This is a genomic window from Chryseobacterium urinae, from assembly GCF_030518295.1.
Taxonomy (GTDB): domain Bacteria; phylum Bacteroidota; class Bacteroidia; order Flavobacteriales; family Weeksellaceae; genus Chryseobacterium; species Chryseobacterium mucoviscidosis.
The window spans coordinates 34,465-61,426 of record NZ_JAULSJ010000002.1 but is presented as its reverse complement, the minus strand read 5'-3'; the positions used below and the strand labels follow the sequence as shown (position 1 = coordinate 61,426).

The following is a 26,962-nucleotide window of genomic DNA, read 5'->3' as shown; positions in this document are numbered from 1 at the left end:
TATGAGCAGAAAATATGAAAGCTTAGAGGAACTGAGAAGAAAGAAAAAGCTGCTGAAGCAGGAAATAGACGGTCTGGAAGATCTCCTTACCTTCAAAAATACCAAGGAAAGCCTTAGTGCTTTTACCAATGGCTTAACAGACCAGTACCTGCAGGAAAAAGTAGATGAAGACGGTGATGAAAAAGTAGTTCTGCGAAAGGATGTTATTGCAAAACAGATCACCTCTGAAATTAAAGGAGCCCTGATCAATAAAAATACCGCCATGGGAATCGCCAATTCTGCCTTCAAAGGAGATGCGGCGGATATTATGATAAACCTTGCAGTTACAACATTTGTCGGAAATTATGCCAGAAAAAACTTTAAAAGTTCAAACTGGAAGAATAAATTAATTGGCGCTGCGATGATCTATCTCGCTCCTGTCGCCTTAAGATATGTAAGAAAGAAACTTGAAACGTATCAGAAAAACAAAAGTGTTTCGAGTATGGAACAGCTTATTTAAAGTTTGAGGGTTTGAGGGTTTTAGAGTTGGAGTGTTTAAGAGTTAATCTCATTACGCTCCCATTCTAAAACCCTTTAATATTTGATTAAACCTCAAGATCTGTCTATTGATCTTTTTCACACAAACCCTCCAATTCTCTCACTCTATTACTCACTTCCTCCAAACAACTGTCCTAAAATAATTCCTGCTGCCATTGAAACATTAAGACTTTCTGTAGATTGCGATTTTCCAAATCTAGGAATCATCACACTTTTATGAAGCAGTTTTTCCGTTTCCGGACGCATCCCGTTGCCTTCATTTCCTAAAATTAAATTCATTTTCTCAGGTCTTTCGAAAGAATAAATATTTTCACCATCCATATCGGTTCCGATGTTGATATTTTCTGTTTCGGATAAATATTCAGTCAGGTTTGTATAAACGATATTTACCCTCGTAAAAGATCCCATACTTGCCATAATAACTTTAGGATTATAGAAATCTACGGTATCTTCACTGCAGACAATCTGCTCGATACCGAACCAGTCTGCAAGACGGATCATCGTTCCCAGATTTCCGGGATCCTGAATCCCATCCAAAACCAACTGGAGATTTTTATCCTCTGTTTTTTCTTCAGGATGAAGATAACAGACCGCAACAGAATCTTTTGGATTTTGCAGAAAACTGATTTTTTTCAACTCATTTTCAGAGATATGAGTTACCGGAGCTTCCATACGGTCTAATTTTTGCGGATCCGTAGAAAATATTTCTTTAATTTTAAATCTGGAATCAGGAAGTTCACGAATGATTTTATTACCTTCAACCAAAAACAAATTGTATTTTTGCCTGAACTTCTTTTTATCTAAAGACTGTAAAATTTTTATTGTATGAGCTGTAAGCATTATAAGAATTCTCCTCAAAAGTATTATAAAATTATATCATTTGCAACATTTGTAGGTCTCCTTTATGCTTGTAGTACCACTAAAAAAGTTCCGGACGGCGAATATTTGCTGGTAAAAAACAATTTTCAGTTTGAAGATAAGAAAGAACCTTTCGATGGCGAACTGAAAGATTACGTACAGCAAAAGCCCAATAAAAGACAGCTTCTTTTCATGCCTTTAAGCCTTTGGCTTTACAATGCTGCCAATCCCAAATACGACACGCTTCTTAACGAGTACATGACGTACCCTAATGAACTGAGAAATCAAAAACTGAGAGATTCTCTTTTCATTAAATACAACATGAAAAACAGTGTGGGTAAAAGTCTGTTTTTCGACAGATTATACCACAACTGGGGTTCCGCACCGGTGATTCTCGACCAGACAAAAACTTCAAAAAGTGCTGAATCTATCCAAAAAAGAATGACGTACCGCGGCTATTGGGATGCAGAAGTGAAATTTAAGCATGAACTTGATTCCACTGCAAAAAAAGCTGCCGTTAATTATTTTATTACCCACAACCAGCCTACTTATATTAAGGATTATTATTACAACATATCAGATCCAAATATCAAAAGCCTTTATCAGCAGAAAATCCGTGAAACTCTTATAAAGAAAGGACAAATTCTGGATCAGACCGTTTTGGAGAAAGAAGTTGGAAGGATTAATGATCTCATGCGGGAATATGGATATTACCGTTTTAACAGCCTTGGCGATGAGGTAGGTTTTGTGGCAGATTCTCTTAAAAGCACAAAACAGGTTCCGCTGGTTCTGGAAATCCGCAAAGATTCTCTTGATAGTCCTTATAAACAGGCAACCATCGGAAATATTGATGTTGCTATTGTAGACGAGGCAAAAGATTTTCCAAATAATACAATAAAAGACAGCTTAAGAGGTATCCGTTTTCATAAAACAGACAACAGCTACGATTCCCGTGCGATCTGGAGAGCCATCATCGTAGGAAACAAACAGGTTTACGATCAGAAAAAGCTCGATCTTACCAAAAGAAATATTCTGGCAATGAACAATTTCAGCATTCTGAAAGCCAGAGATTCTTTAAGAAGAGGTGGCGGTACAAGTCCGAATGACAGTATTGTAGATGTAACGTACGTTTTGAAACCGCTTCCAAAATATGACCTGAAAGTGGGAACAGATTTAAACTATTCCGAAGTCCTGAATTTCGGGGTTTCTCCTTCCATCGATCTTACCACGAGAAATATTTTTGGCGGGGCGGAAAACCTTACAACCAGTCTTTCCGGAACTTTCGGGCGAATCGTAAATCCTAAAAATATCGATAACAGGATCTGGGCTTACGAAATCTCGGCGCAGGCTTCATTGAATTTTCCCAGATTGCTTTTGCCTTTTGATTATTACAAATTAATTCCGAAAAGATACAGCCCTACTTCCTCTATTACTCTCGGTGTTTCAGATCAGAGTAACATCGGTTTGGGAAGACTTAACTTCAATACCGGTCTGAATTATCTTGCGACAGTAAATGACAAGGTAACGCACAGACTTACTTTATTTAATACGCAACTGAGTTTAACGAAGAATAAAGATGCATATTATGATTATTTCGTGAATGACAATACGATCCGTGAAGAGTTTTTCGCAGATTATTTTGCTTACAACTCATCAGTATATCAGGATTTTAAAGCCGGATTGCTCACAATCGATCAGGTTTCACAACGTATTATTGAAGATACAACCTATCTTCAGGGGTTAGATCAGCAGGGAGTTGACCGGTTTGTAGCGTTTGTGGGAACTTTGGTAAATAAAGACCGGCAGACTCAGGATGTATTGATTTCTTCTTTCATCTATAATTTTATTTACAACGAGATAGGAAAAAAAGATTATCCAAATGCTTTTTATTTTAACGGAAAAATAGAATTAGCGGGAAATATCTTCAGTATTTTTAATCAGAAAAGAAATGACGGAGGTGTGGTTACCAGTCCGGAAAGAACCATTTTCAATATTCCTTATGCGCAGTTTGTGAAATTTGATCTTGATTTTAGAAAATATTTTAAATTCGGAAACAATACTTTAGCGCTTCGTCAGTTTATCGGAGTCGGAATTCCGTACGGAAACTCCTCCAATATGCCCGTCATCCGTTCTTATTTCAACGGTGGACCGAATGACATCAGAGCATGGGTTCCTTTCGGAGGATTGGGTCCTGCAGATTCGCAGGTGGATGAAAGAGTTCGAACGTATATGACTGATAATTTAAAACTGACTACGAATATCGAATTCAGGATGCCTTTTAATGATATGTATGAAGGCGCTCTTTTTACGGACATTGGTAACATCTGGAGTCTTAAAAATTATAACAACGGATACGGCGATGAGTTTAAATTCAACAAATTCATCAGACAGGTTGGTGTAGGAAGCGGTTTCGGATTAAGGGTAAATATTGCCTACATCAAACTGAGACTGGATTTAGCGTATAAAATGTACGAGCCCAACAGACCGGAAGGTGAAAGATGGAGACTGAAATACATTCAGCCGTTTAAACCTACTCTGAATATTGCATTCGGATATCCTTTCTAAAAATTTACAGGTGGTATTTCTCATAAATGCCACCTTTTCTTTTAATCCGGCGAAATTCCCAAAGCGAAATACACCACCGCGACCGTTCTTGCAAGGATCTCTCTAAACTGATTTCTGTAATAACTTTCAGGTTTTGTAACATCCTGCGCATCAAAACCAAGCGCATTCATACTGTTGTTTCTGGCAAATAATAAAGCGCGAAGATTATGAAATCCCTGAGAAACAATAATTACATTGTCTTTTCTATACACATCTTTACAGCGGAGAATACTTTGATAGGTATTAAAGCCTTTCGGATCTTCCATAATAATTTCCTCAGGAACTCCTTCCTGATAAATAAGATAGTTTTTCATGGCAGCAGGCTCATCATATCCTTTGCTCTTTTCACCGCTTACAAGAATTTTCCGGATTTTCCCGTGATGATAAAGCAAGGCTGCCGCATCCATTCTTTTTGTAAAATAAGGATTGGACACACCAGATCTCATTTTGGGTGAAGTTCCCAAAACCAAAGCCACTTCCCTTGGAGGAATTTTTGAAATTTTGGTATAGGTTCTTCCGTCTGTAAGCGCAAAAACCCACGCATTGGCAAGACATATCAACAGAATTCCCATTTCTATTGATATGAATACCAGGTTAAATATGTTTTTTATTATTCTCAACTAAGATAAAAGTTAAGCTTTATTTTTTTGCTTTTAGCAATCGACATACAAGCTAAAATATGTCCTCTCTCCTCTTCATTTACCGTTAAATATTCATTTTCAAGCAATTCCACATCGCCCTCCTCAAGAATACATTCACAGCTTCCGCAAATTCCCGATTTGCAGGAATACGGAACCTGAAATTTCTGTACAAGTAACTGCTGCAAAATCCTTTCCTCGTTGGTCGGAAGTACAGTAGTATATTCTTTTCCAAGCATTTTAAATGCCAGTTCAACGTTTTCTAATAGCGGAAATTCTTTTTCTACAGGATAAATATCGTCATTAAATTCTTCAAAAAGCTCAAAATGAATATTTTTTTTCGGAATTCCGTGATGATAGCAAGCATTGGCAAGCGTTTTAATCATCTCTCCTTTTCCGCAGATCAGCACTTCATCTACGGCATCCCAAATGGTAGATTCTTCATCCGTATCATCCAGATGAAGGATCTGGTTGATGATGAGACTTAATTTTTTATCATCCAGTCTTCCATGGAAAAAACTATTGGCGGTTTTCTCTCTGGAGAAAAAATGAAAAATTTGCAATCTTTCTCCGTGCATTGTAGCGAGCCGATCCAGTTCATCTCTGTAAATCAGATCTTCAGAACTTTTATTTCCAAAAAATAAAAATAATCTTGTTCTCGGTTCGTTGTGGAGAATATTTTTAAAATGACTTAAAATCGGCGTAATTCCTATTCCTGCAGCAAATCCTACAATGGTTCTGAATTCGCTGGGTTTTGAAATTAAAGTAAATCTTCCGTTGGGCTCGCTTACCAGAAGCTCATCACCTTCATGATAATTTTTAAATAACTGTGAAGAGGCTCCGTCATGAGAATTTACCTTTATACCTAAAGTAATTTTTTGTTCATACGGAGCAGAAGTCATCGAATAATCATTGATGATTTCCTTACCGTGAGCGTGAAATTGTATGCTGACAAACTGACCGGCATCAAACCTGAAATTTTCTTTCAGATTCTCCGGAATCTCGAATTCCAGAGAAAAAGTATTTTTGGTCAGTTCTTCCTTTTTCGCTATTTTTAACCAATGAAACTGTGTAAGTTTCCCTTTATAGATTTGTTGTTCCATAACTTCAAATCAAAAATAGATAAAAAATAATTTATGAAGAAGATAATTTTATCCACGCTTGTAGTTTTTTCATTGGCAAGCTGTAAAAAGGAAAATCAACAAAGTGAAGAAACTTCCACGGTTACGGATTCTGTTGCAGTTTCTGAACCAAAAGTCTCTCAATCTGCTTTAAAGACATTTACAAATGAGCAGGCAACTGAATTTTTAGGCAAAAAAAATGACACGCTGTATGTCACGAATTTTTTTGCAACATGGTGCGGTCCATGTGTAAAGGAAATTCCTCACTTTAAAAGTAAGATTGAAGAGCTTAAAGGCAAACCGGTAAAAATTACTTTTATTAGTCTGGATAGTAAAGAAGAGTGGACTACAAAAGTTCCGCAGTTTGTACAAGAACAGGGAATTGAAAAAAACACAATTCTTTTGGACGGTGCTTCGCTTGACGGTAATTTTTTTACTTCTAATTTTAAAGAGTGGACAGGAAATGCAATTCCGTTTACATTCATGAGAAAAGGGGATAAAACTGATGAAACTTTAGGGATGATCAGTGAAGAGCAGCTTAACCAAAAAATCAATTCTTTATTAAAATAAACTTCAGACGTTTTATGTCAGACAAGTTTAAAATCCTGTGTTTCGTTTTATTAATCGCCATTATTTTGGCAGCGGTTATTAATCTGAATACAGGATTTTTAAGTTTACATTTTCAGGACTTTTGGGGAGAATCTTCCAACAGCCAGATTGCGGAAATACGTGTGAACCGTGTTTTGGTAATGCTTTTGGCAGGAATTTCTATCCCCACTTCCGGTTTTCTGATGCAGGAATATTTTCAGAATCCTCTTGCTGGACCGGATATCTTAGGAATTACTTCCATTGCCAGTTTATCTGTCGCATTTTACATCTTTTTTTCGCACGATCTTCTCATCCCGGAATTTCTTCAAAACAGTTTTTTAAGCTTTGCAGCCATCGGCGGAAGTCTTTTACTGATGCTGATTCTTCTTTCCATTTCCAAAAAATTTCAGGATAAATCTTACCTTATTATCTTTGGGTTTCTGGTTTCGGCTTTTGCAGGAGCTATTGTTTCTCTGTTGCAGTTTTATGGAGAAGATCAGAGTCTTAAAAACTATATTTTATGGTCTTTCGGAGCGAATAATATGGTTTCAAGAAATCAGATTTATGTTTTATCTGTTTTAATAATAATCGGACTATTTGTTTGCTTTAAAACCATAAAACCATTGATTGGAAATTCATTGGGAACTTCATACGCACAAAGTCTGGGAGTTAATCTCAATCAGCTTAAACTGTTTATTATTGCTGCCTCTTCCCTTCTTTCCGCTTCTGTCACCGCTTTTTTAGGTCCTATCTTATTTATCGGAATCATTGTTCCACATTTCAGCAGACTGATTTATAATCCGGCAAAGCTTTGGCAGCAATGGATTTTAAACATGATGCTGGGAATGTTGATGATGCTTTTTTTCTCCATCATCGCAGAAAAAACACAGATTCCTATAAATGTAATAAGCTCCGTTTTCGGAATTCCCGTAATTTTACTGATGCTTTTGAAGCAGAATAAGATTTAATATTGTTGGTTTTTCACAAAGGCGCAAAGTTATTTTTATAATTTTACGTTTTAGGCGCAAGGATTTTATCTTTGATAAAATTTAGGATCTCAAAATTATTACAAAATTAATGCAGTACAACACTTGCTGAAAATCTTTGATTTTCTTGCGCCTTAAAAAAAGCATAAAATTTGAAATCTTTGCGACTTTGCGAAAAACCAACAATACAACACAAATGACAGAAAACGAATTATCAAAAATTGTCTTTGAGACAGGATTAAAAATTCATAAAAAACTAGGAGCCGGATTATTTGAGCATGTTTATGAAGAATGTTTATTCTACGAACTTAAAAAAGCCGGACTTTTTGTAGAAAAACAGAAGTTACTTCCAATTGTTTATGAAGAATTAAAAATTGAAAATGCTTTCAGATTAGATATGATTGTCGAAAACAAATTAATTTTAGAGATAAAAACTGTTGATTATATTAACTCAACGCATAAAGCACAACTTTTAACTTATCTCAAAATGACGAATTGTAAATTAGGGCTGCTTTTAAACTTTCAATCTGATATTTTTAAAAACGGGGTGACAAGAATTGTCAACTTTTTATAAATAAACACAATAAAAATTTGACAAAGTCAAATTCCCTGCGTCTTAAAAACAGTATTTTTGCAAAAAAAACTTTGCGCCTTAGCGAAAATCCAACCATAATGCACCTACAAATAAAACAAGCAAACATTGGCTATCACAAAACCTTAATTTCAAATGCAACAGCTCATCTGAAATTAGGCGAGGTCTGCCTTTTGATTGGAAATAATGGTGTCGGGAAAACCACTCTTATTAAATCTATTTTACATCAGATCCCTATTTTAAGCGGTGAAATTTTCATCAATAACAGGAATGTGAAAAATCTTTCCGTAAAGGAGATTGCAGAACAGATTGCCATCGTTTTCTCCAGTTCGGTAATTCCGCAGAATTATACTGTTGAAGATCTAATTTCGTTGGGGAAATACATTTATTATCCTTTTTACTTTGAGCTGAAAAAAGAAGACAGAGAAGAAGTTGCGCATATTATTGAAGAACTCGATCTTGGACAGTACAAAAACACGCTGCTTAAAAATCTGTCGGACGGAAATCTTCAGAAAGCATTTATCGGAAGAGCCATTACACAGAACGCTCCTATCATTATTCTGGATGAACCCACGACTCATCTGGATGAAAAAAATAAAATTATCATCCTCAAAACACTCCGGAAATTAGCAAAAGAACAGAATAAATTAATCCTTTTTTCATCTCACGACTGGCGTCTTGCCAAAGAATTTGCAGACAAAATCTTGTATGTAAAAGATGGTAATCTATTCTCGGGAATCGTAGAAGATGTCCTGCTTCAGCATGATGAACTGATCAATCCTTCATTGTTTCAGATCAATGAAAAATTTGTGGCACCTAAAATCATCGCTTCGGACGCTTACAAAGAAATGCTGTATTCTTTGCTGCAAAAAAACTTTCAAAAAGATCTTTCTTCTCTGAAATTTGAGTTTCAGGACAATTTTTGGCACATCAATGACGGTTTACAAAACTTCAAATGCGAATCTTTTGAAGAAATCGTTAATTTAGTGAAAACCATTCATTAATACCGCATTTTCCTTATATAAACAACATACTATGCATGCATAGTATTATGCTTATCATATAATTTAACTTTCTGATTTCCATTTATTTAACAAAATTTAACGTAAATAAATATTATGCATGCATAATATTTACTAAATTTGGATTATAACCATTCGGATAAAATGATGGATAACAATAAAGAAAAAATAGAAAACGTAGATCTTATTTTAAAACAGACATGGTTAGCTGTTTCTAAAATGTACACCGAATTAGCTCAGGAGCACGATTCGACGGCGGTTCAGGCGCTTACTCTTCTAAAAATTGATCCTAAAGAAGGTACAAGAAGTACAAATCTGGGTCCGAAAATGGCAATTGAACCTACTTCTCTTACAAGAATTATTAAACTTCTGGAAGATAACGGATATATCTATAAGGAAAAAACAACAACCGATAAAAGAGAAGTCATTATAAAACTTACGGATAAAGGTCTGAACTCCAGAAATCTGTCTAAGGAAGTTGTAGTAAATTTCAACAAGAGAGTGATGGAAAAAATCTCTCCGGAAAAGCTTGATACCTTCAAGGAAGTGATGAGCGAAATAATGAAAATTGCAACCGACTTAAACAACAAAAAATAAAATCTGCAAGATGTCATTCTGACGAATAAAGAATCTATTTATATCATTTAGAATGACCAAACAAAAGAATTAATACAATTACAAATAATAAATCAAATGAAAAGAAGAATCAAACACGTTACAGTTCTTGGTTCAGGAATTATGGGAAGCGGTATTGCAGCACACTTTGCCAATATTGGAGTAGAAGTTTTGTTGCTGGATATTGTTCCTTTTGAACTTTCTGAAGCTGAACAGAAAAAAGGTTTGACCAAAGATGACAAAGCGGTACGAAACAGAATCGCTTCAGAAAACTTTGAAAAACTCAAAAAAGCAAGTCCGGCACTGCTCTATTCTCCAAAATTTGCAGACAGAATAAAGGTTGGAAACTTTGATGATGATTTACCAAAAATAAAAAATACAGACTGGATTATTGAGGTTGTGGTTGAAAGACTGGACATCAAAAAATCCGTTTACGAAAAAATCGAGCAGTTCAGAAAACCGGGAACGCTGATTTCTTCCAATACTTCCGGAATTCCTATTCATTTATTAACAGAAGGAAGAAGCGAGGATTTCAAACATTATTTTGCAGGAACACACTTCTTTAATCCTGTAAGATATCTTCCTCTTTTAGAGATCATTCCGACAAACGATACGGCTCCTGAAGTTATCGACTTCTACATGAATTACGGGGCAAAATTCTTAGGAAAAACAACCGTTTTAGCAAAAGATACTCCAGCATTTATCGCCAACAGAATCGGCGTTTTCTCTATGATGGATTTGCTTCACAATGTTCAGAAATTAGGGTTAACCGTTTCTGAAGTTGATAAATTAACAGGTCCTGTAATTGGGCGCCCAAAATCTGCGACCTTCAGAACAGCGGATGTTGTAGGTCTTGATACATTGGTAATGGTGGCAAACGGTGTTCGCCAAAGCGGTGCTGAGGCCAATGACTTCAATAATGTTTTTGCCCTTCCGGATTACATCCAGAAAATGGTTGATAATAAATGGTTAGGATCCAAAACAGATGGAGGTTTCTATAAAAAAGTGAAAAATGCAGAAGGAAAATCTGAAATTCACGGATTAAATCTGGATACTTTAGAATACGAACTTCAGGGAAAATCTTCTTTTGCAACTTTAGAATTAACTAAAAATATCGACAAACCGATTGATAGATTCAAAGTATTAATCGGTGGAAAAGATAAAGCGGGAGAATTGTACAGAAAATCTTTGGGTGCATTATTCGCCTACGTTTCTCATAAAGTTCCTGAGATTTCCGATGAGGTTTACAAAATCGACGATGCAATGAGAGCCGGTTTTGGCTGGGAAAACGGTCCTTTTGAAATCTGGGATGCAGTTGGTGTTCAAAAAGGTATCGAACTGGCTAAAGAAGCAGGTTACGAAGTTTCAGACTGGGTGAAAAACGTTGAATCTTTCTATAAAGTGAATGATGAAGGACAAAGTATTTACGTTGATAAAAATTCAGGAGTTTACAACACCATTCCGGGACAGGATTCTTTCATTATTTTAGATAATATCAGAAAAAATAAAACGCTGTGGAGCAATTCAGGTTCTGCCATCGAAGATTTAGGCGACGGAATTATCAACTTTGAAATCCGTTCCAAAATGAATTCTTTAGGAGGGGAAGTTCTGGATGGCTTAAACAGAGCAATTGATTTAGCTGAAAAAGAATATGACGGATTGGTTGTCGGAAATCAGGGTACGAATTTCTCTGTAGGAGCTAATTTAGCGATGATTTTAATGATGGCTATCGAACAGGATTGGGATGATCTCAATATGGCGATTGCTTATTTCCAGAAATCAATGATGAGAGTTCGTTACTCTTCTATTCCTGTGGTTGTTGCTCCTCACGGAATGACACTTGGTGGTGGTTGCGAAATGACGATGCACGCCGACAGAGTGGTTGCAGCAGCAGAAACATACATCGGATTGGTAGAAACCGGAGTGGGTGTAATTCCTGGCGGTGGAGGAACCAAGGAATTAACGTTAAGAACTTCAAGAGAATTCCACAGCGATGACGTGAAAAACAACAGACTTCGTGAGGCTTTCATGAATATCGCAATGGGTAAAGTGGCAACTTCCGCTTATGAAGCCTACGATATGGGAATTTTAGAACATGGAAAAGATATTGTTTCCGTAGATAAGAGAACCCAGATCAAAACGGCTAAGATGCTGGCTAAAAGTTTAGCAGAACACGGTTACACGCAGCCTATCGAGCAAAAAGTAAAAGTTTTAGGTAAAGACGCTTTAGGAATGTTCTACGTAGGAACAGACCAAATGTTAACCGGAAATTATATTTCTGAACATGACAAAAAAATTGCAGATAAATTAGCCAACGTAATGGTAGGTGGAAATCTTTCTGAACCAACGGTTGTAACGGAGCAGTATCTATTGAATCTCGAAAGAGAAACATTCTTACAGCTTTGCGGGGAAAGAAAAACACTGGAGAGAATTCAGTATATGTTACAGAATGGTAAACCGTTGAGAAATTAGATCTATCTGTAAAATGTAGAGAGTATTAACGTAAAAAGTATTTTAATATGCATGATTTTCGGCAACTTGAAGTTTGGAAAAAATCAATTCAACTTTGCAAAACATATTATTTTTTTTCAAAAGAATTTCCAAAAGACGAATTATTTGGTCTTATATCTCAATCCAGAAGATCGTTATATTCTATTCCTTCAAACATAGCTGAAGGTGCTGGAAGAGATACTAAAGCTCAGTTTTCACATTTTTTAAATATTGCTTTGGGTTCTTCTTTTGAATTTGAGACTCAAATCATAATCGCCAAAGAATGTGAATTTTTTCCGGAGGATAAATTTCAAAAGACTCTTACTGAAATACAGTATATCCAAAATATGATTATTAAACTGAAAAAAGTTTATTCAAGTTAAAACTTAAATACATTGTACATCATACAATAATACATTATACAATTTATGAAAACAGCATATATAGTAAAAGGGTTCAGAACTGCCGTTGGTAAAGCACCAAAAGGAAGTTTAAGATTCACAAGACCCGATGTAATGGCGGCAACCGTAATTGAAAAATTAATGGCTGAACTTCCGCAATTAGACAAAAACAGAATCGATGACCTTATCGTAGGAAATGCGATGCCGGAAGCTGAACAGGGCTTAAATGTGGCACGTCTGATTTCTTTAATGGGGCTTAACACTGACAAAGTTCCCGGAGTTACCGTAAACAGATACTGTGCATCAGGAAGTGAGGCGATTGCGATTGCTTCTGCAAAAATTCAGGCAGGAATGGCAGACTGCATTATTGCAGGAGGTACGGAATCGATGTCTTACATTCCGATGGGTGGTTACAAACCGGTTCCTGAAACTCAGATTGCCAAAACAAATCCTGATTATTATTGGGGAATGGGTTACACGGCGGAAGAAGTTGCCAAGCAATATAAAATTACAAGAGAAGAACAGGATCAGTTTGCGTTTGAATCTCACTTGAAAGCTTTAAAAGCAAATCAGGAAGGAAAATTTAAAAATCAGATCGTTCCGATTCCTGTTGAATATAATTTCTTAGACGAAAACCAGAAAATGCAGACTAAAAAGTTTGATTTTTCAGTAGATGAAGGTCCGAGAGCAGATACATCACTTGAAGGTCTTGCGAAATTAAGACCTGTATTTGCCAACGGAGGAAGTGTAACTGCCGGAAACTCATCCCAGATGAGTGATGGAGCAGCTTTCGTAATGGTCATGAGCGAAGAAATGGTAAAAGAATTGGGACTTGAACCTGAAGCAAGATTGGTTGCTTATGCCGCAGCAGGATTGGAACCAAGAATCATGGGAATGGGACCAATTTATGCAATCCCGAAAGCTTTAAAACAGGCAGGTCTGGAATTAAAAGATATTGAGCTTATCGAACTGAACGAAGCATTTGCCTCTCAATCAGTAGCAATCAAAAAGGAATTAGGCTTAAATCCGGACATTTTAAATGTAAACGGAGGTGCGATTGCTTTAGGTCACCCTCTTGGATGTACCGGAACAAAATTAACTGTTCAGCTTCTTGACGAAATGAGAAAACGCGGAAATAAATATGGTTTGGTTTCAATGTGCGTTGGAACAGGACAGGGAGCAGCTTCAATCTTTGAATTATTATAACTAAAAAAGAAAAAAATCAAATATTAAATGGGAAATATAGTAAAAGGTGGAGAATTCTTAATTAAAGAAATTCCTGCAAACGAAATTTTCAGTCTTGAAGAACTGAATGAAGAACAAAAAATGCTTCGCGATTCTGCGAAAGAATTTATAGACAGAGAAGTAGTTCCGCAAAAAGAACGTTTCGAAAAAAAAGATTATGCATTTACCGAAGAAGTAATGCGTAAACTTGGAGAAATGGGACTATTGGGAATTGCTGTTCCTGAGAATTACGGAGGTCTTGGAATGGGATTCGTAACAACCATGCTTGCCTGCGATTACATTTCCGGAGTTACAGGTTCATTGGCAACAGCTTACGGAGCGCATACCGGAATCGGTACCCTTCCGATCGTTCTTTACGGAACAGAAGCTCAGAAACAAAAATATCTTCCGGATTTAGCAGCCGGAACAAAATTCGGTGCTTATTGCTTGACTGAACCGGATGCAGGTTCTGATGCCAATTCAGGGAAAACAAGAGCAAAATTGTCTGAAGACGGAAAACACTACATCATCAACGGACAGAAAATGTGGATTTCCAATGCAGGATTTGCCGATACTTTTACTTTGTTTGCCAAAATTGATGATGATAAAAACATCACAGGTTTCGTGATCAACCGTTCAGAACTGGAAAATCCTGAAAGCCTTACTTTTGGTGAAGAAGAACACAAATTGGGTATTCGTGCCTCTTCTACGCGTCAGGTTTTCTTTAATGACATGAAAATTCCTGTTGAAAACCTATTAGGAGAAAGAAACAACGGATTTAAAATCGCTTTAAACGCGCTGAATGTTGGCCGTATCAAATTAGCGGCGGCTTGTCTGGATGCGCAGAGAAGAATTTTAAACCACTCTATTCAATATTCTAACGAGAGAAAACAATTCGGAGTTTCTATTTCGACTTTCGGAGCAATAAGAAAGAAACTGGCTGAAATGGCAACCGGAGTTTTCGTAAGTGAAGCAGGATCTTACAGAGCAGCAAAAAATATTGAAGACAAAATCGAAGAACTTGTTGCAGGAGGACTGGATCATCAGGCTGCTGAATTGAAAGGAGTTGAAGAATTCGCTGTAGAATGTTCAATTCTTAAAGTTTTCGTTTCAGATTTATCTCAGCATTCAGCAGATGAAGGAATTCAGGTGTACGGAGGAATGGGATTCTCTGAAGATACTCCGATGGAAGCGGCGTGGAGAGATTCAAGAATCTCAAGAATTTATGAAGGAACCAATGAAATCAACAGATTATTAGCAGTTGGAATGCTTATCAAGAAAGCGATGAAAGGAGAATTGGATTTATTATCTCCGGCAATGGCAATCAGCAAAGAACTGATGGGAATTCCTTCATTCGAAGTTCCGGATTATTCAGCTTTCATGAGCGAAGAAAAAGCCATTATTGCGAATCTTAAAAAAGTATTCTTAATGGTTTCCGGAGCAGCGCTTCAGAAATACATGATGGATATTGAAAAACAGCAGCATTTACTGTTAAACGCTTCAGAAATTCTTAACCAGATTTATATGGCAGAATCTGCCGTTTTAAGAGTTGAAAAACATTTCTCTCCTGATTCTGTGGAAGCAGCAATGGCTCAGTTAAACCTATACAAAGCAGTTGAAAAAATCATCGTTGCAGCAAAAGAAGGAATTGTTTCTTTTGCAGAAGGTGACGAGCAGAGAATGATGCTTTCCGGATTAAGAAGATTCACGAAGTACACCAACCATCCTAATGTGGTTGCACTAACAGAAAAAGTGGCAGCTCATTTTATTGAGAAAGGACACTATTAAAAATAGTTTGAATGTAATAGAAAATCCCGAAATTACTTTCGGGATTTTTTTTATTAAAATTGTTTTTGTCCAATTTCGTTTATTTCGTTATAGTTTCCTTTAGGATCATCTCCATATTGATTTCTACCTTGTGTTCCTTCAGTCGCATACAACACTAAAAGCCATATTCCCCCGATAATAGGAATTAAAGAAATAAACAGGAACCACCCGCTTTTATCCACGTCATGCAATCTTCTTACAGAAACAGCCAGTCCCGGAAGAAAAGTTACCAGCGCATACAATAGATAAAGGTATCCATAAGGAATTTCAGGTGAAAATTTCAAACCAAGAATATTATCTAATACCGCAGCAATAACTGCAAAAATCAGATTAAATAAAAGATACATCCAATATTCAGTTCTTCTTGCTCTTCCGTTAAAATCAGCGTACTGTTTTAATACTTTTAAGTACCATTTCATAGTTATAATTTTTTTGTTGTTTTCAAAAGTAATGATTTTTCAATTAAAATTTTTCAGATGTAATAAAAAAGAAAATTCAATTGTCTTTGAAATATTACATTTAACCTTTTTTTAAATTCAATTATTTTTTATACTTTTAACGTAAATACAAAAAATGAGAATAACATTATTAGCCATTCTGCTGTTTTCAGCTTCACTTTCAGCACAGCAAAAAATCAGAAAACCTTTAATTCCGAGAACAGATTCTGTCGGGATTTATAAAATGGATTCCAAGACAATTCAACCGCCGCAGAAATCGGATCAAAGAAACTTGTATAAAATGCCTTCTGCAAAACCGAAAGAAGGAACAGCGTATTCTGGTCTTAAAAACAACAAAACAGATCATCACGATTATAAAATGCTGAATTCTATTGCTCCGGAAGCACCAAAAAAAGAGGAGAAAGAGCTTCCTTCAACATCCAAATAAACAAATTTTAAAAAATTATTATACACATAGGAAAATTTATTATTTCTACAAGAAAAAACGGTGAGTTTCAATTTAATTTAAAGGCGGCAAACGGACAGGTAATTCTTTCCAGCGAAGGTTACAGTTCTAAAGCAGGATGCCAGAATGGTGTTGAGTCGGTAAGAAAAAACTCTCAGGACGACTCTAAATTTGAAAGACTTACCGCAAAAGACGATCGTTTTTATTTTAATCTGAAAGCTACCAACGGGCAGGTTATCGGAAGCAGCCAGATGTATGAATCTGACAACGGCATGGAAAAAGGCATTGAATCTGTAAAAAACAATGCGCCAAACGCCTCCGTGGAAGAAGAACTCGATTAAAAAGATATCCTAAAATAATTTTTGTAAAATGTCTCATAGTTTTGAGGCATTTTTTATTTTTGTAATCTACTTTACAAAAAATGACAAAAGAAGAAATGCTCCACCGGGCAATAAAAATAGCCGATAAGGCACATAAAGGACAAACCGACAAATATCACGCTCCATACATTGCACACGTTATGCGGGTAATGGAATACGGAAAAACAATGGACGAAAAAATTGTAGGCGTTTTACACGATGTTGTTGAAGATCATCCTCAGGAATTCAGCCTTGATTATTTAAGAGATCAGGGATTTCCGGAGTATATTATTTTTGCGATAAGCTGCCTCACAAAATTTGATCCTGATGAAGATTATGATGATTTCGTAAGAAGAACCGAACGTTCTCCTCTTGCGGTTGCCGTAAAATTAAACGATCTGCGCGATAATATGGATCTGAGAAGGGTTAACCGGGAACTCACTCCAAAAGATATTAAAAGATTTAATAAATACCTGAAAGCCTATCATTATCTGATTGAAAAATATTAGAAAAACATAAAAAACACACAATGACTAATAACCTTCCTCCTATTTCATCAACTTACCGTTCTAAGTTGATTTCTGCTGTTATTTCGGTATCTTTATTCTTTGTTATATACCTTATCCTGATTCTTATCTCTCTGCTGATGATTTTTCTGCTGGGCTATGGAGCGATAAGGCTTGTCGCATTATATGCAAATTATTTTACAGCCATTATTGCTTTGGGACTTATAAGTATAGGATTCATTGTTTTTTATTTCCTCATCAAATTTATTTTCAAAAAAAATACGTACACCACAAGACATTTAATAGAAATCGACAGAAAGAGTCAGCCTGAACTTTTTGGCATCATTGATGAAATTATTCGTGAGACAAAAGTAAGCACACCCGGAAAAGTTTTTTTGTCGCCGGAAGTTAACGCAAGTGTAAGTTACAGTTCTCCGTTCTGGAGTATGTTTTTACCCGTTAAAAAAAATCTTACCATCGGCATCGGACTGGTAAATTCTTTAACAGTTGGTGAGCTTAAAACCGTTCTTGCGCATGAATTCGGACATTTCTCGCAGCGAAGCATGAAAATTGGAGGATACGTGAATCAGGCTGAAAAAATTATTTTTGATACGGTTTATAACAATAAAGATTTTGAAAATTCTATTAAGCACGGTTCAGGACATTGGGCATTTCAGATCACAGGAGTTATTTCGGTAGGATTTATAAACGTTTTTCAGTATATTTTAAAGATGTTTTCAGATTTTCTGTTTAAAAACAATGCTTCTTTACGAAGAGAAATGGAATTTCATGCCGATGCAGTGGCGACGTACGTTACCAATCCCAAAGAACAGGCTTCTTCATTATTAAGATTGGAACTAAGCAATGCTGCGTTCAACAGTGCATTTATGTTTTATGCAGACACTAACAACCAATATTTGCCTGAAAATTTATTTGAAAACCAGACTTTGCTGATGAAGGTTTTCAGCGAAAGAAATAATCATCTTTTTGAACATGGTCTTCCGAAAGTTGATCTTGAAGATATAACCCGATATAATAAAACAAACGTAAAAATTGAAGATCAGTGGTCATATCATCCTGAAACGGATAAAAGAATTGAAATGATCCGGAAAAACGAAACAAAAAATACTGCGGAAAACAATAATCTGGCAAAAAATATCATTCGCGGATATTCAGAAGTATGTAAAATTTTAACGAGTAAATATCTGACTTTATACAATATCAAAAATACGGGTAAGATAATTGATGATAATGATCTATTTCTTCAGCTTTACAATGAAAAATACCCTTACAGACTGATAAGTTCGGGGTTCAACGGATATTATGAAAGTCATAATCCTGTTCTGGAAAATATTGATGAGCTTATAAATGATACTCAAGTTACAGAAAAGCAGGATTTTTTCAGTGATAAAAAAGTTACTTTGGTTTATGAAAAAGCAGGAGCAGAAAGCGATCTCTATACATTGGATTATCTGGTTGCCAATCCGAAAGCTATTAAAACCTTTACCTACAAAGGAAGATTATATAAATCAAAAGAAGCCGGACTTTTAATTCCGAAAATTAAAGAAGAGCTTGAAATCCTTAAAAAGCATCTACTCGAAAATGACATTCTTGTTTTCAGATACTTTTACAGTCTCGCCGATGATCACGAAAAAGAAATTTTAGCCGATAAATACAGAAAATTTGCTTTACTGGATACAGAATTTGATGTCTTTCAGAATTCTATCAATAATTTCACCCCTCATCTGGAATTTATGATGGTAACTTTGCCATTGGAAGAAATTCGTAAGCACAGAGCTGTTTTACTAAAGAATGAAAAACCGTTTAAAGATATCCTGAAACATTTTACGGAAGAATCTGCATACAAAGACTTTTTAACAATTGAAAATAAACAGCTTATGAAAGATTTCATCAGTTCTGAATACATTTATTTCAATCATGACAAATATATTCAGAAGGAAGTGGATGTTTTATTTTCTTTGATTAATGAATATCAGATCACAATCAATAAAATCTATACCGATTTTAAAGAAGAGCTTATTGAATATCAGAAAAGATTAGAGAAAGCTTATTAATCCGCACCAGGATATTCAAATGTTTTAACAGGATGTTTGGTTCCGTCGATATTAATGTTTAAAGCAACATACAGGAAATGAAAATTCTGGTTTGAGGAAGCATTGAATTCTCTCTGCCAAAGATATCCCGCAACAACTCCCACACTATTATCGATCTGATAACCACCGCCAACGTACACTCTGTTTCTTGCAAAAGTCGGTTTCATAGGACTTACAAAAAAAACCTCATCGTATGCATTGGCAAACACAGTTCCTTTCTTTACTTCTTTTGCATTAAGTGGAACACTTACGTTCAAACGGTAACGGTAACGCATTCTTTCAGAATTTTTGTCAGACTGAGGTTCATAAAACCATGATTTTTCTGCACGGATTCTGTTTTCAAACTTTACAATTCCTTTTTTAAAATCGATTACGTCCTGTAACCATACCCGGAACTCTTCTTTGTTGATAGAGCGATCTTTATAAGTCGCATATCTTCCCAAACCGATAAAAGGTTTATGATTTTTGGTAAGATTATACCCCAATCCTCCTTTAATTTCGTAGTAATCGGGGTATGTATATTCTTCAATTCCTCTTGACTGTCCTTCCAGATAAAGGAAAAATTTAGGATGAAATTTGTAAGTGATGGTGAGTGCGTTGAAGCTGGAAATATGTTCCTGTGCTTTAAAAAATGTAACCCCTAAAAGTAAACCCAAACTCACAAATAGTTTCATCTAAAAAATTTTTGCAAATGTAAATGAATTAACAATTTCGTAATATTAACTTTAATTCATCATTAATTAACATTTACTTAATATTAATAGTATACGATAAACCAATATGGAACCATCTTTGTGGCATTGGAACTCCAAAAGTTTCTGTATATGAAGTATTTGTTAAATTATTGATCAAAACGTACACTGAAAAATCTTTTTTGGCAAAACTCAGTTTTTCATCCAGAAGATTGTAGCTTCCGTTATTCAGTCTTTCATTATAACGGTAAACTACTTCATTGGTAAAGTTTTTCAGGAATTTTGTTTCCAGCTTTGCAATAAACTGATGTTTTAAATTATCCAGAACATATCTTGCTACAAAATTATCAGACTGATTCGCTTTGTTATCCAGATAAGTATAGCCGACCGTATATTTCAGCCATTCAGTTAATCTGTGATTCAGTTCAGCTTCCATTCCTTTTAAAGTGGTATCTCCTATATTCTGTGCATACCAGACTGCATCATTCGGTTTAATTTTTGTCCAGTCGATTGCATTTCCGGAATCACGAAGGAATCCGCTCACTTTCGCCAGAATATTTTTCGTCTGATATTGGTATCCCACTTCTGCATATACCGCACTTTCAGGTTTAAGATTAGGGTTTCCAACTTCCGTTTTGCTTACATAATACAGATCTGTGAAGGTAGGAACCCTGTGAACTTTTGCAATATTTCCGTAGATTTTATTGTTTTGGTTAAAGCTAAATCCTACATCCAGACCGGGATAGAAAAAGTTTCCTTCTTTGGAATAATTTGCCCAGGAAATTCCTGGAGTAATGTTTAGTTTTTTATCTAATAAAGCAAAATGGTGCTCAAAGAAAACCTGTGAAACAAAACGGTTTCTTTCTCCTAAATTGTTACTTACCAGAAATTCTTTCCTTAGTTCTACTCCTATTCCTGTTGTTCCCAATCTCCATTCGTAAGTAGAATTTACTTCTCCTCCTACATTGTTCCCGATGTGCATGTTTCGGTAAATTTCAGGCTTTTGTCTGTTGAAAAGATACATATCCTGCCCTCTTCTCCAGTAGACATTTGAACTGAGCTTCATCTTACCAAATCTTTGCTGATGTGCTAAACTTACAATTGAAGCCTGCGTCTCTTCATACTGTTCCGTAGCTGCTTTCGATGCATAAAAACCGTTTGCTCCGAATTTCTTCTCAGAAAAACCAGCCTGAAGCCTGATATCACCTTCTTTTATATTCAGTTTACTCTGATAAAATACATTTCTGATCTCATAATCTGTATTGTACATATATCCTTCTGAACTTGCAGAATTAGCCTGTAAAGAATTGGAAAATTTTTCATTTCCAAGCTGTGCGTTCATACCAAAACCATACGTTTCATAATCTCCGCCTTCTGCATTTATTTTTACTCTTTTTCCGGGATTTGTTTTGGTGATCACATTAATCACTCCGGCATAGGCATTCTGCCCGAATCTTCTTGCTGCAGGACCTTTTATTACTTCAATTCTCTCCACATCATCAAGATCTACCGGAAGATTCATGGAGTTATGCCCGGTTTGAGAATCGTTCATACGGATTCCGTTTAAAAGCAGAAGAACCTGCTCGAAAGAGCTTCCCCGAAAACCGATATCACTCTGTACTCCATTGGCTCCTCTCCTTCTGATATCCATTCCCGGAACCTGCTGAAGAATTTCATCGATGCTTTTTGCAGGAGAATTGATGATTTCTTCTCTTGTAATGATGGTAATATTCTGGTTTGCCGTTTTGTAAGGGGTTGAAATAAGTTTTCCCTGAACCTCAATTGTTTCAATATCGGTAGATTTTTCCTGTGCGTGCGTAAAGCAGAAAGCTCCTACAAGAAAAACAGGAAGTATTCTTTTAATCATAATCAGTTTTATTCTCAGTTAGTTTCGTGAGCGCAAAAGTACTGGAGATCATGAAGAAAGCCAAATGATAGTTGTCATAAAAAAAGATGCGACTGAAAAATCGCATCTTGGGAAGTAATTTCATTATCTTTTTCTCATTAAATGTGTAATAAGATCTCTGAACAGCTTTCTCATTTCTATATTACATATTTATGGGTACAATTTTAACAAATTTTAAAATAAAAAACAATACTTTGAACTTAAAAATACTTAAAAAATTCACCAGACTGTTAAATACTTATTACGGTGGTTATTAGCTTAGGTAAGTATATACAATTCTACACTAAGTGACTTTATTATTCCTTTTTAAAGATTCCTTTTATACTCTTATCAAAGTCTGTACATTCTGAAATATATTTCGCTTTGATAACTTTTACACCATGTACTGATATTATTTTCTCTGTATCAACCTTTAAGTCCGGATGATTTTCTTTTATATCTGCTATATCAAAATAGATACTTCCTTTATCGGTTATATTTTTAACATTTTGGTGTTTTAATTGTTTTGGTGTCATTTTTTTAGTTATTAGATATTATCGGCTATATTAAATTAAAACTTTTTTATCACATAGCTTTAGCCATTAACTACAAAAATGAAAAAAATTATATTATTAATTTATGATCCAAATATATATTATTATTTATTACTCAAATAATTAAATATTTAAACTAAAAAACAATATAACGTAGTAAATAAATTAGTTTTTATCCTTAACTAAATCTTTATATTTCGTCCTCACTTCACTGTTTATAAGAAAATACCTGAATTTATCACCATCTGATATTTCCCTTAAATTAAATTTATATACGAATTCGTCTACATATTTCTGAAGATGCTTTTTAGAAACATGGTTGTAAGTTCCGTTCAGAGAATTTTTTAAAATTTTCCACAAACCTTCAATAGTATTGGTATGAATACTACTGTCTGCAGAATTTACATATTCTTTTTTTGAATGATCTACAATCTTATGATCATAAGTTCTCCGTAATCCTTCATAACCCCACCATTCATCGCTTATTAATCTGGTTTCCTTCTTAACAACGTATTTATAGATCAGGGGCTGAATACTCAGTTTCTTGGTATCATCTACTACAAAAGCATTCATTTTGCCTCCTCTCTGCAACATTCCCATTACCGGCACTTTGTCTTTATAATTTCTTCCCTGCGAATTTTTTACTTTTTTATTTTTATGTCTGTTTTTATTTTTTCCACCGATAAAAGTTTCATCACACTCTACAGTTCCTTCCAATTCATTATGATTTTCAATTCCAAAGCAGGCGCGTATTCTTTGCAGCATAAACCAGGCTGTTTTTTGTGTTACATCAATATCTTTTGCAAGCTGTAGAGAACTTATTCCTTTTTTGTGGGAAGTTATCAGCCAGATCGCCAGAAACCACTTCTGTAGGCTAATTTTGGAATTTTCAAACATAGAGCCGGTTTTGGCATTGAAATATTTTCCTGTATTTTTACATTTATATCGATTTTTACTACATTTATATACTTGAGATTCAGAATCGAAAGGACTCTCTATTATTCCTCCCCATCTCATCTGTTCAAGATAATCGATACATTTTTCCTCCGTTGAAAAAGTCTGGAGCAATTCAAGTACAGACTTTATATTAGTGTTTATCATGGTATAGTAAATATTAAGTTTACATTATGAAAGATGCAATCTGTTTAATAATGGTTCACTCATAAGAGAAAAATTAACATATTTTTATGGTTTTCCCTTTGTAGTGTAAAAACGTAAGTAATTACCAAAAATTATATCGGCCTGTAATCCGCCAAAAATTCGTAATTTTGTTAGTCTTAATTTTACTATGGCTCATACAACAGATATAGATATTAAAAAACAGATTTTCGTTAAGAATGCACATCTTAATAATCTGAAACACATAGATGTTCTTATCCCGAAAAACAAACTCATCGTTATTACAGGAGTTTCCGGAAGCGGAAAATCTTCATTAGCGTTTGATACCATTTACGCGGAAGGACAGCGAAGATATGTAGAGAGTTTAAGCTCTTACGCACGTCAGTTTTTAGGAAAATTAGAAAAACCTAAAGTTGACGATATCAAAGGTTTGGCACCTTCTATTGCCATTCAGCAGAAAGTAATTTCTTCAAATCCCAGATCTACGGTAGGAACTTCTACGGAGATCTACGATTACATGAAGCTTCTTTTCGCAAGAATCGGAAAAACATTTTCTCCGGTTTCAGGCGAAGAGGTAAAAAAAGATTCGGTTTCCGATGTCGTAGATTTTATTAAATCTTCAAAAAAAGAAACTTCCTTTTTATTAACAGCTCCTTATGATTACGATGCTGCAAATTTTGGAGAAAATTTAAATGTTCTGAAATTGGCAGGTTTTACAAGGCTCGAAATTAATGGAAACGTTGCAGGAATTGAAGATCTCGAAAGTTTTGGTTTTACTCCCGAAAAAGGAATGGAAATAAATCTGGTTATCGACCGTTTTACTTACGAGGAAGATGAAAGTTTTCTTCAGCGTCTTGCCGATTCTATCCAGATGGCTTTCTATGAAGGTCGCGGATATTGTTCATTAAAAAATGTTGATACCGGAAAAGTAAAAGAGTTTTCAAACAAATTTGAACTGGACGGAATCGAGTTTTTAGAACCGAATGTTCATTTTTTCAGCTTTAATAATCCTTACGGAGCGTGTCCTACTTGTGAAGGATACGGAAAAGTGATCGGAATTGATGAAGATCTTGTAATTCCCAACAAAACATTGTCCGTTTTCGAAGATGCGGTTGCTTCATGGAAAGGAGAAAGCATGAGCGAATGGAAAAAAGATTTCATTAAAAAAGCAAAAGACTTCCCGATTCATAAGCCGTATCATCAGTTAACCAAAGAACAGAAAAAGTACCTTTGGAAAGGAGACGGAAAAAGCACGTTCCCATCGATTGACAATTTCTTCAAAATGCTTGAGGAAAATCTGTATAAAATTCAGTACCGTGTTATGCTTTCACGTTATCGCGGAAAGACTCTTTGCCCGACTTGCGAAGGTTTGAGACTGCGTGAAGAAACAAGCTGGGTAAAAATCGACGGACACAATATCCAATCTATGATCGAGCTTCCTCTGGATGAGCTTTTTCCTTTAATTAAAAGCTTAAAATTATCCGAACACGATCAGGAAGTTGCCAAAAGATTATTGTACGAAATCACCACCCGACTGGAGTTCTTGTTAAAAGTTGGTTTAGGCTATTTAACCTTAAACAGAACATCCAATACACTTTCCGGTGGTGAGAGCCAGAGAATTAATCTTGCGACAAGTTTAGGAAGTTCTTTGGTGGGTTCTATTTATATTCTGGACGAGCCTTCAATAGGACTTCACTCCAGAGATACGGAAAATTTAATTGAAGTTTTACAGAATCTGCGTGACCTTGGCAATACGGTAATCGTTGTGGAACATGACGAAGACGTGATGAAAGCAGCGGATTACATTATTGATATTGGTCCTGAAGCAGGTTATCTTGGTGGAGAATTGGTTTTCGCAGGAGATTACAAAGAGCTGAAAGATGCAGATACATTAACTTCAAAATATCTTACCGGAAGACTGGAAATTGAAGTTCCCAAAAAGCGGAGAAAAGGTAAAGAATGGATTCACATAAAAGGAGCAAGACAAAATAACCTTAAGAATATTGATGTTGATATTCCTTTGGAAAATCTCGTTGTAATTTCGGGGGTTTCAGGAAGTGGAAAATCAACTTTAATGAAGGAAATTCTTACCAATGATATCCAGATTCAGCTTGGAATGGGCGGTAAAAAAGGAGATTACGATTCTGTGGATTTTCCGAAAAAACTGATTCAGCATATTGAACTCATCGACCAGAATCCTATCGGAAAGTCTTCAAGATCCAATCCTGTAACGTATCTGAAAGCATACGACGACATCCGAGATCTTTTTGCTAAGCAGAAAATCGCAAAAATGATGGGCTATAAACCGAAACATTTTTCCTTTAACGTAGATGGCGGAAGATGTGATGAATGTAAAGGAGAAGGCGTTATCAACGTTTCCATGCAGTTTATGGCAGATATTGAGCTTGAATGTGAAGTTTGTAAAGGAACCCGCTTCAAAAGCGAAATTCTGGAAGTAAAGTACGACGAAAAAAATATTTCAGATATTCTTCACATGACCGTGGATGAAGCTTTGGAATTTTTCAAAGATAATAAGGAAGAAAAGATCGCAACCAAATTAAAACCTTTACAGGATGTAGGTTTAGGATATTTGCAGTTAGGACAGAGCTCTTCTACCCTTTCCGGCGGTGAAGCACAGCGTGTAAAACTGGCATCCTTCCTTGTAAAAGGAGTTACAACAGATAAGACGTTATTTATTTTTGACGAACCTTCAACGGGACTTCATTTCCATGATATTCAGAAATTGCTGAAGTCTTTACAGGCTTTGATTGATCTTGGACATTCTGTAATCGTGATTGAACATCAACCCGATATCATTAAATCTGCAGATTACATCATCGACATCGGTCCTGAAGCCGGAAAACACGGCGGTGAGGTTGTCTTCACCGGAACTCCCGAAGAACTGGCAAAAAATAAGAAATCTCATACAGCACGATATATTAAAGAAAAACTGGAAAACTAAATAAAAACAGAGAGTACAATTGCTCTCTGTTTTATATATTAAAATTGAGTCTGTTTAAACTTTTTATTTAACCACAAAAGTCACAAAAGATAACTAAACTTTTATTTAAAGTTGATCATTATCAATGAAAAAGTTCACAATAGTTTTTAAAAATCTTTGATTTTTATTCTTTTGAGCGCTTTGAATAGTATTGAAATTCGCTTTAACATTGTCTTTTGTGCCTTTTGTGGTTAATTCTGAATTTAGTTTAAACAACTTTAATTATTTAAAATAAAATATCAGAAAGCTCTATGGAGTTTTATCTGTGTAAACAACATATAATGATGACGTTTGGTGTTCCGTAGGAACGCTATCTTTAGCTTATT

Annotated in this window: 24 protein-coding genes; 16 read left to right on the top strand and 8 right to left on the bottom strand. The window is 35.4% G+C overall.

All coding sequences use genetic code 11. The features are described from left to right. Position 1: 1 nt before the first annotated feature. The gene (locus QWT87_RS01470) at positions 2-499 is read left to right on the top strand and encodes a phosphoribosyl-ATP pyrophosphatase (protein ID WP_087710037.1); all 498 of its coding nucleotides are present in this window, start codon (positions 2-4) and stop codon (positions 497-499) included. Between the two features lie 146 nt (positions 500-645). Here QWT87_RS01470 and QWT87_RS01465 read toward each other — a convergent pair whose 3' ends face one another. Then, a complete protein-coding gene (locus QWT87_RS01465) occupies positions 646-1,377 on the bottom strand; it encodes a TrmH family RNA methyltransferase (RefSeq protein ID WP_302712957.1) in 732 nt (243 codons plus the stop codon). On the opposite strand from QWT87_RS01465, the gene tamL reads away from it, so the two are divergent. Next, the gene (gene tamL, locus QWT87_RS01460; protein ID WP_302712955.1) at positions 1,363-3,960 is read left to right on the top strand and encodes a translocation and assembly module lipoprotein TamL; all 2,598 of its coding nucleotides are present in this window, start codon (positions 1,363-1,365) and stop codon (positions 3,958-3,960) included. The two genes, QWT87_RS01465 and tamL, sit on opposite strands and share 15 nt — an antisense overlap. Before the next feature lie 41 nt (positions 3,961-4,001). On the opposite strand, the gene QWT87_RS01455 is transcribed toward tamL, so the two are convergent. Both QWT87_RS01455 and QWT87_RS01450 read right to left on the bottom strand, forming a co-directional pair. Beyond that, a complete protein-coding gene (locus QWT87_RS01455; protein WP_185204473.1) occupies positions 4,002-4,619 on the bottom strand; it encodes a SanA/YdcF family protein in 618 nt (205 codons plus the stop codon). Next, positions 4,616-5,740: a ferredoxin--NADP reductase gene (locus QWT87_RS01450; protein ID WP_302712951.1), complete on the bottom strand. Its 1,125-nt coding sequence runs from the start codon at positions 5,738-5,740 to the stop codon at positions 4,616-4,618. The genes QWT87_RS01455 and QWT87_RS01450 overlap by 4 nt, the downstream gene beginning before the upstream one ends. Positions 5,741-5,773: 33 nt before the next feature. On the opposite strand from QWT87_RS01450, the gene QWT87_RS01445 reads away from it, so the two are divergent. From QWT87_RS01445 to QWT87_RS01405, 9 genes are all read left to right on the top strand, one after another. Further along, entirely contained in the window at positions 5,774-6,328 is a 555-nt protein-coding gene (locus tag QWT87_RS01445) for a TlpA family protein disulfide reductase (protein ID WP_116099249.1), read from the top strand. A gap of 14 nt (positions 6,329-6,342) precedes the next feature. Continuing rightward, the gene (locus QWT87_RS01440; protein WP_302712948.1) at positions 6,343-7,314 is read left to right on the top strand and encodes an iron ABC transporter permease; all 972 of its coding nucleotides are present in this window, start codon (positions 6,343-6,345) and stop codon (positions 7,312-7,314) included. Between the two features lie 214 nt (positions 7,315-7,528). Then, on the top strand, positions 7,529-7,906 hold the full coding sequence (locus tag QWT87_RS01435) for a GxxExxY protein (protein ID WP_302712946.1): 378 nt from the start codon (positions 7,529-7,531) through the stop codon (positions 7,904-7,906). A gap of 98 nt (positions 7,907-8,004) precedes the next feature. Further along, positions 8,005-8,928, top strand: a complete 924-nt coding sequence (locus tag QWT87_RS01430; protein WP_302712944.1) for an ABC transporter ATP-binding protein — start codon at positions 8,005-8,007, stop codon at positions 8,926-8,928. 165 nt (positions 8,929-9,093) lie between these two features. Then, positions 9,094-9,543, top strand: a complete 450-nt coding sequence (locus QWT87_RS01425) for a MarR family winged helix-turn-helix transcriptional regulator (RefSeq protein WP_076390553.1) — start codon at positions 9,094-9,096, stop codon at positions 9,541-9,543. A gap of 96 nt (positions 9,544-9,639) precedes the next feature. Further along, a complete protein-coding gene (locus QWT87_RS01420; RefSeq protein ID WP_302712942.1) occupies positions 9,640-12,033 on the top strand; it encodes a 3-hydroxyacyl-CoA dehydrogenase/enoyl-CoA hydratase family protein in 2,394 nt (797 codons plus the stop codon). A 47-nt stretch (positions 12,034-12,080) separates the two neighbouring features. Then, positions 12,081-12,434 (top strand): four helix bundle protein, encoded by a 354-nt coding sequence (locus tag QWT87_RS01415; protein WP_302712940.1) that lies wholly within the window; start codon positions 12,081-12,083, stop codon positions 12,432-12,434. Between the two features lie 45 nt (positions 12,435-12,479). Continuing rightward, positions 12,480-13,658 carry a thiolase family protein gene (locus tag QWT87_RS01410; RefSeq protein WP_268053969.1) on the top strand — a complete coding sequence of 393 codons (1,179 nt, stop codon included), beginning with the start codon at positions 12,480-12,482 and terminating at the stop codon, positions 13,656-13,658. A gap of 27 nt (positions 13,659-13,685) precedes the next feature. Beyond that, positions 13,686-15,464 carry an acyl-CoA dehydrogenase family protein gene (locus tag QWT87_RS01405; RefSeq protein WP_087710017.1) on the top strand — a complete coding sequence of 593 codons (1,779 nt, stop codon included), beginning with the start codon at positions 13,686-13,688 and terminating at the stop codon, positions 15,462-15,464. 53 nt (positions 15,465-15,517) lie between these two features. On the opposite strand, the gene QWT87_RS01400 is transcribed toward QWT87_RS01405, so the two are convergent. Beyond that, complete coding sequence (locus QWT87_RS01400) at positions 15,518-15,922, bottom strand: DUF805 domain-containing protein (protein ID WP_302712935.1); 405 nt, start codon at positions 15,920-15,922, stop codon at positions 15,518-15,520. Between the two features lie 154 nt (positions 15,923-16,076). On the opposite strand from QWT87_RS01400, the gene QWT87_RS01395 reads away from it, so the two are divergent. From QWT87_RS01395 to QWT87_RS01380, 4 genes are all read left to right on the top strand, one after another. Further along, a complete protein-coding gene (locus tag QWT87_RS01395) occupies positions 16,077-16,388 on the top strand; it encodes a hypothetical protein (protein WP_116100076.1) in 312 nt (103 codons plus the stop codon). A 26-nt stretch (positions 16,389-16,414) separates the two neighbouring features. Then, complete coding sequence (locus QWT87_RS01390) at positions 16,415-16,747, top strand: YegP family protein (RefSeq protein WP_185204464.1); 333 nt, start codon at positions 16,415-16,417, stop codon at positions 16,745-16,747. An 80-nt stretch (positions 16,748-16,827) separates the two neighbouring features. Next, on the top strand, positions 16,828-17,274 hold the full coding sequence (locus QWT87_RS01385) for a phosphohydrolase (RefSeq protein ID WP_084196341.1): 447 nt from the start codon (positions 16,828-16,830) through the stop codon (positions 17,272-17,274). A gap of 20 nt (positions 17,275-17,294) precedes the next feature. Further along, a complete protein-coding gene (locus tag QWT87_RS01380) occupies positions 17,295-19,346 on the top strand; it encodes a M48 family metallopeptidase (RefSeq protein ID WP_302712930.1) in 2,052 nt (683 codons plus the stop codon). Here the strand turns inward: QWT87_RS01380 and QWT87_RS01375 are convergent. From QWT87_RS01375 to QWT87_RS01360, 4 genes are all read right to left on the bottom strand, one after another. Further along, the gene (locus tag QWT87_RS01375; RefSeq protein ID WP_076390320.1) at positions 19,343-20,059 is read right to left on the bottom strand and encodes a DUF2490 domain-containing protein; all 717 of its coding nucleotides are present in this window, start codon (positions 20,057-20,059) and stop codon (positions 19,343-19,345) included. The two genes, QWT87_RS01380 and QWT87_RS01375, sit on opposite strands and share 4 nt — an antisense overlap. 73 nt (positions 20,060-20,132) lie before the next feature. Then, entirely contained in the window at positions 20,133-21,944 is a 1,812-nt protein-coding gene (locus QWT87_RS01370; RefSeq protein WP_302712927.1) for a TonB-dependent receptor plug domain-containing protein, read from the bottom strand. A 335-nt stretch (positions 21,945-22,279) separates the two neighbouring features. Beyond that, positions 22,280-22,498 carry a hypothetical protein gene (locus tag QWT87_RS01365; protein WP_302712925.1) on the bottom strand — a complete coding sequence of 73 codons (219 nt, stop codon included), beginning with the start codon at positions 22,496-22,498 and terminating at the stop codon, positions 22,280-22,282. A gap of 183 nt (positions 22,499-22,681) precedes the next feature. Then, positions 22,682-23,617, bottom strand: coding sequence for an IS1595 family transposase (locus QWT87_RS01360; RefSeq protein ID WP_302712923.1), 936 nt, complete (start codon positions 23,615-23,617; stop codon positions 22,682-22,684). A 187-nt stretch (positions 23,618-23,804) separates the two neighbouring features. Between QWT87_RS01360 and uvrA the strand changes: the two genes are divergently transcribed. After that, positions 23,805-26,597, top strand: coding sequence for an excinuclease ABC subunit UvrA (gene uvrA, locus QWT87_RS01355; protein WP_302712921.1), 2,793 nt, complete (start codon positions 23,805-23,807; stop codon positions 26,595-26,597). Positions 26,598-26,962: the final 365 nt, after the last annotated feature.